This window comes from Cryobacterium sp. M23 (assembly GCF_002929655.1).
Taxonomy (GTDB): Bacteria; Actinomycetota; Actinomycetes; order Actinomycetales; family Microbacteriaceae; genus Cryobacterium; species Cryobacterium sandaracinum.
In genome coordinates, this window is record NZ_PJJV01000027.1 from 1 (window position 1) to 5,957 (window position 5,957).

Consider the following 5,957-nt stretch of genomic DNA (forward strand, 5'->3'; position numbering starts at 1 on the left):
GCGACAGTATGAGAACTGCCGCCTTCGTTCCGGAACCGGGGGCGAGACCCGGTATGCTGCGATGAGCATCATCCAATTGGTAGGCTAGAACGCATTCCAAGTGGAGTGCGTCCACCCCATGCCCCCGGCCAAGTCTCGCCGGTCGCATCGTGGGAGCCGCCGCGGCAAACGTGACGACGTGCGTCAAGCGTCTTTTGACGCGACCCACTGCCCGTAGTGGCCCGCCTCCTGTTCGGGATCCTCAGCTGGGCGAGCATGACCTGCCATTAGTGCCTGTTTTGCGCGCCGAAGAGCCGTGTGAACCTGCGACAAGTAGGAGGAACATGCCATGAAGATTCCCGCCATGAAACGAAGAGATTTTCTCAAGGTTGGCGGTGGTGTGGTCGCTGGCGCGGCCGTTGGCATCACCGGCACGAACCTTGGCAACAATCTAGGAGCCGGCGGGGAACTCGCGGCTGTGGCCTCAAGCCGGGGACTGACCGGTGCCGAGGCCCGTGCGGCTCTGACGTCGGTGGTGCCACCCGGCAAGTATGATCCGTACTTCATGTTCGCGTCCGGCGGGCACTCCGGTCAGATCTCGATCATCGGCATCCCTTCGATGCGGCTGCTAAAGATCATTCCCGTGTTCACGCGCGATTCATTCTCTGGATATGGCTTTGGTACGGACGTTGACGGCGTCATCCCGCGGGGGTCCGATCCGACCAAGAGCAATCTGCTGAGCTGGGGCGACACCCACCATCCCGCCCTCTCGGAAACCGAAGGCCGGTATGACGGCCGCTGGCTGTACGTCAACGACCGTGCCAACGGGCGGATCGGTATGGTTGACCTCGCCGACTACAAGACGAAGCAGATCTACGACATCCCCAACATCGGCAGCGCTCACGGCGGAGTGTTCGTCACGCCCGATTCCGAGTACGCCCATGTGTCGTCCATCACTCCCCGGCCGATTACCGATAACGGATATGCGCCGCTCGAAAGCTACGCGGACCTTTATCGAGGCTTCTCGAGCTGGTGTGCGATCGACCAGACAACGGGCCACCTGGTGCCCGAAAAAAGCTTTCAGATCGAGCTCCCACCCTATAACCAGGATCTCGCGGACATGGGCAAGCTGGCCAGCGCCGGCTACGGGTTCCTGAATTCATTCAACGCCGAGCTCTCGGTCGGCATGTCTCACAAGAACCCGCCGATTGAAATCGGGGCGGCCAAGAACAAATACGACTACCTCCACGTCATTGACTGGAAGAAAGCCGAAAAGGTCGTCGCGGCAGGCAATACCATTATGCGGAACGGCATCCGCGTGATCCCGCTGGAGGTCGCCATCAGCGAGGGCATCCTGCACTTCATTCCTGAGCCGAAGAATCCGCATGGAGTTGAGGTCTCTCCCGACGGAAACTACATCGTGATCGCGGNGAATCCGCATGGAGTTGAGGTCTCTCCCGACGGAAACTACATCGTGATCGCGGGCAAGCTCGACCCGGCCGTGACGGTGTACTCGATCACGATGATCAAGAAGGCCATCGAGGACAAGAACTTCGAGGGCACGGACCGCTACGGCGTTCCGATCATCCCGATCACGGCCGTCACTGCGGCGCATGTCGAACTCGGTGCCGGGCCGCTCCATACGCAGTACGACGGCAAAGGCAACGCGTACACGAGCCTCTTCATTGACAGTGCGATCATCAAGTGGACCCTGGGTCCCGATGCCGGTGTGACTGAAAAGCCGTTTACCGTTCTTGAGAAAATCCCCGTGCACTACAACATTGGCCACCTCGCGATCCCCGGCGGAGACACCGTAGCGCCGGTCGGGACGTACATGGTCGCCCTCAACAAGTGGTCGCTCGATCAGGTGCAGAAACTTGGTCCGCAGCATCCGGTGAACTTGGAGCTTTTCGACATTAATCACACGCCGCCACGCGTGCTGAGCAGTTTGCCCCTCGGCGGATCCGAGCCCCATTACGCGCAGATTATCAGCGTCGACCGGCTCAACCCGCTCACGGTCTACCCTCCGGGTACCAACCCGGAGACCATGGCCAAATCGGAGTTCGCGACCGCCTCCGGGCAGGAGCGAATCGTGCGCGCGGACGGCTTCGTCGATGTCTACGCGACTGTCATGCGCAGCCACTTCACTCCTGAGCAGATCCCGGTCACTGTCGGTGAGAAGCTGCGCATCCACCTGACCAACATCGAGACAGCGGAAAACGCCACACACACATTCGCAGTGCCCAATCACAACCTTCAGGCCACGCTCGACCCGGGGGAGACCGTGAGCGTGGAGTTCACCGCCGACCGGGTGGGATCGTTCGCCTTCTACTGCGCTCAGTTCTGCTCTGCCATGCACATGGAAATGTACGGGTGGCTGCTTGTAGCACCGACGGGCGCCTGATGAGGCCGGCATCCTCGCGACGCGCGGGCCTTGCATCGTTGTCCTTGACCGTGGCCCTGCTGGCGACGGCATGCAGCACCGGCGTGGCCCAGCCTGACCGGTCGGCGACATCCTCGCCCAGCTCGTCCACCGCGGTGCTTGCCGTGGTCGGCAAGGAGTTCTCCTTTACGCCGGCCGCCCTCACGGCGGTCGCGGGCGAAACGACGATCCGCTTCACGAACAAGGGAACGACAGGGCATGACCTCTTGATCGATGAGTTGCATGTGCATCTCATGGCTGATGCCGGTAAAACCGTCGAGGCAGACGTCACCCTAGCACCGGGCACATACGCGGTGTACTGCTCGATACCCGGGCATCGGTCAGGCGGAATGGAAGGAACGCTGACGGTCTCATGACGGCAGGAACCGAAGGTTTGGCCCGCTTTTTCCGGCGAGGTTCGGTGACGCGAATCGGAATCGCGCGGATCGTTGCCGGTGTCACCGGGATCGCTTTGGTACTCGTCGCTGCCACATTGCCGATCTGGCAAATGAGGTTCCTCGCCCCCCAATACCCAGCCGGCCTCGACATCAAAGCGTACGGCAACAGCGTCAGTGGCGACCTGAGTGAGATCACGGTGCTCTCGCATTACATCGGGATGCCGCGCTTCGACGCTACAGGGATGCCCGAGATGACGCTCTGGCCGTTTGTGATCCTGCTCGCTGTGCTGGGAGTAATCATTGCGACAGCGGCGGACAGAGCCTGGTGGCGACGTCTCGCCTGCACCGGATTGTGGCTTATACCTGTCGGGGCGCTGGCCGATGTGCAGTTCCGCCTCTGGCAGATGGGACACAACCTGGATGGTTCCGCACCGATGACCATCGACTCTTTCACCCCACTGGTCGTGGGCCCGACCGTGGTTATGAACTTCACAATGTGGGGCATTCCCGGATCGGCTCTCGCGCTGATCGCGGCCGCCGCCGCACTGGTGACGTTCGCCCCGGCAATCCCACGACGCATCCCACGGCGTGTCTCCGAGCGCTGAACGCAGCGCTCACCCGTTCCACTCACGAACACCAAGCAGTTTGGCAGGACATTCGAATGTCTAATAAAGCAGACGAGCCAGTCGAGGCAGGCGACAACCGGGTGAGAAAAACCGGCGTCGGCACGGAAGGTAAGTCGCACACTCTCAGCCGTCGCAACCTCCTCGCCACCCTCGGGATCGCGGCAGCCGGCGGAAGTGCCATAGCCCTCGGGTTCCTCAACGACGACGCGGAGGCGACAACCGGGCAGGGAGGAACGAATGGAAAGAAGGGAAAAGGACCGGAGCACGCGTGGTGCATGGTCATCGACCTCCGAAGCTGCGACGGCTGCAAAGCGTGCACAATTGCCTGTCAACAGCGGCACAAGCTACCGGAGGAGCAGACCTGGATAAAGGTGTATTCGATGGAGGACAGCACAGGGGGCACCTATCCGATGCCACGGCCGTGCATGATGTGTGAGAACCCGCCGTGCCTGTCGGTCTGCCCGGTGAGCGCCACCTTCCGCACTGATGAAGGGCTCGTCCTCGTCGACCCGAACACCTGCGTCGGCTCCCGGGCCTGCATGGCGGCCTGCCCCTACGAGGCGCGCTACTTCAACTGGAACGAACCAAAACCAGTCACCATGATGCCATTCCCTCCGACGCCGCAAATGCCGGTGCCCCAACAGAAGGGAACAGTCGGCAAGTGCGTTCTATGCGCAGACCGACTGCCGTACGGTGAACTACCCGCGTGCGTGACCGGCTGCCCAATGGGTGTCATGTATGTCGGCGACCTGATCACCGACGTCGCCGTGAATGGCCTCGGTGACGTCAAGGTACTCTCCGAATTTCTCAAAGAGAACGACGCCGTGCGATTCAAGGAGGAACTCGGGACCAACCCGCGGGTTTACTACATTCGCGGCCACGGACAGGACCTCTCGTGAGCAACCCGGTCCGGGCCGCAGCGCTTCGCCCATTCGGGACCCCCAGCCGCCGCTACTGGTACGCGATCACCGCCCTCGGCATTGTGGTCCTGGCCGGTGTCGTCGCCTGGATCGTACAGCTTGTGTTTGGGATGGGCGTCGCCGGCTACAACGATCAGGCGTTCTGGGGCATCTACATCGCCGACGTGATCACATTCATTGGGGTCAGTTACGGCGGAGCGGTGGTTTCCGCGATCCTGCGCCTCACCGGCGCCGACTGGCGTGCACCGCTCACCCGGCTTGCCGAGGGCACCGCAGTAGTAACTGTGCTTGTGGGCACGGCACTCATCATCCCGCACCTGGGACGCCCGGAGCGAGTCTGGGAGCTGTTGACCCAACCAAACTTCGCGGCCCCAGTGTTCTGGGACTTTATCGCCGTGATGACCTATACCGCCGCATCCCTGGTGTTCTTCCTGTTGCCACTCGTGCCGGACATGGCCATCCTGCATGGTGAGGGCCCGCACCGGCTCGGCCGGTTCAGAGCCGGCTTGTACAGAGTCCTATCGCGCGGCTGGGTGGGTAACCCTGTACAACGGAGGGTACTGAACCGGTCACTTGGACTGGTGTCGATCATGATCATTCCCTTGGCGGTGTCGGTGCATTCCGTGCTGTCATGGGCCTTCACACTAACCAACCGCCCCTGGTGGAATGAAAGCATCTGGGCGCCGTACTTCGTCGTCGCAGCACTCTACTCGGGCGTAGCGCTGGTCATTCTTGTCGTCGCGTCATTCCGTCGTGGCTACCACCTGGAGGCGTTTATCACCCCAAGACACTTCGTCCGTCTCGGGATGCTGCTGGTCACTTTCTCCGCGACCTACCTCTATATGACCTTTGCGGATCTCCTGCCTGGCGCGTACATCGGTGAACCAGACACCCTCGCAGTGTTTCACGAGCTCCTGCTCGGCCGCCTGGCCGTCTGGTTTTGGCTATTCGTTATCGTCGGGGGCGTACTGCCGATCGTGATCATGGCGTTGCCCTGGACCAGGAATGTGTGGGGCATCGTCACAGCGGCGGCCCTCGTCGTTCCGGCAATGTGGCTGAAACGGATGCTCATGGTCGTTGCTCCGGCCACATTCGACAACATGACCGGAACCTTCGGCGACTTTCGAATCACATGGGTCGGAGTGGCCATGACCCTCGCCGCAGCGGCCGCCGTTCCGCTGCTGCTCATGCTGCTCTTCCGGGTGGTGCCCCTGTTGTCCATCGACGAGATCGAGGAGATCGACGCCGCGAATGGGACTGTCCGGAAAGCAGAATCCGGCCAAAAGGTCGATGGTAACGGGCGGATGGCCCGATCCGTGGGTATCGTCGTCCTGCTCGTGGGGCTGATGGGTGGGGCGGCAGTCGGGGCTGCGGCCCCCGCTCAGGCGGACACGACGTCAGACACGGCATCCATCGCCCTGACCGGGGTGGAAGCGACCGGCCTAGTGCGGCTCACCGCGACCCTCACCGATCCGGACGGTCGACCCATGTCCCAGGGGGATGTCGAATTCCTCACGACGACGAGCGCACTGGGGGAACGGCTCCTTCCCCTGGGCACAATCGCCACCGATACCACGGGCGTCGCCGTCCTGACCCTGGGCGGAGACTCTGA

At 62.1% G+C, this 5,957-nt stretch carries 5 protein-coding genes; all 5 read left to right on the forward strand.

The features are described from left to right. Positions 1 to 328: 328 nt before the first annotated feature. Positions 329 to 2,383 carry a cupredoxin domain-containing protein gene (locus tag CXY82_RS00375; protein WP_146068996.1) on the forward strand — a complete coding sequence of 685 codons (2,055 nt, stop codon included), beginning with the start codon at positions 329 to 331 and terminating at the stop codon, positions 2,381 to 2,383. Positions 2,384 to 2,433: 50 nt separating this feature from the next. Continuing rightward, a complete protein-coding gene (locus tag CXY82_RS00380; RefSeq protein WP_233194219.1) occupies positions 2,434 to 2,778 on the forward strand; it encodes a cupredoxin domain-containing protein in 345 nt (114 codons plus the stop codon). Positions 2,779 to 2,822: 44 nt separating this feature from the next. Then, positions 2,823 to 3,404, forward strand: coding sequence for a hypothetical protein (locus CXY82_RS00385; protein WP_146067712.1), 582 nt, complete (start codon positions 2,823 to 2,825; stop codon positions 3,402 to 3,404). 56 nt (positions 3,405 to 3,460) lie between these two features. Continuing rightward, the gene (locus CXY82_RS00390; RefSeq protein WP_104100449.1) at positions 3,461 to 4,324 is read left to right on the forward strand and encodes a 4Fe-4S dicluster domain-containing protein; all 864 of its coding nucleotides are present in this window, start codon (positions 3,461 to 3,463) and stop codon (positions 4,322 to 4,324) included. Then, positions 4,321 to 5,957: NrfD/PsrC family molybdoenzyme membrane anchor subunit (gene nrfD, locus CXY82_RS00395; RefSeq protein ID WP_104169194.1), on the forward strand; the 1,637-nt coding region annotated here is incomplete at its 3' end. The genes CXY82_RS00390 and nrfD, both read left to right, overlap by 4 nt.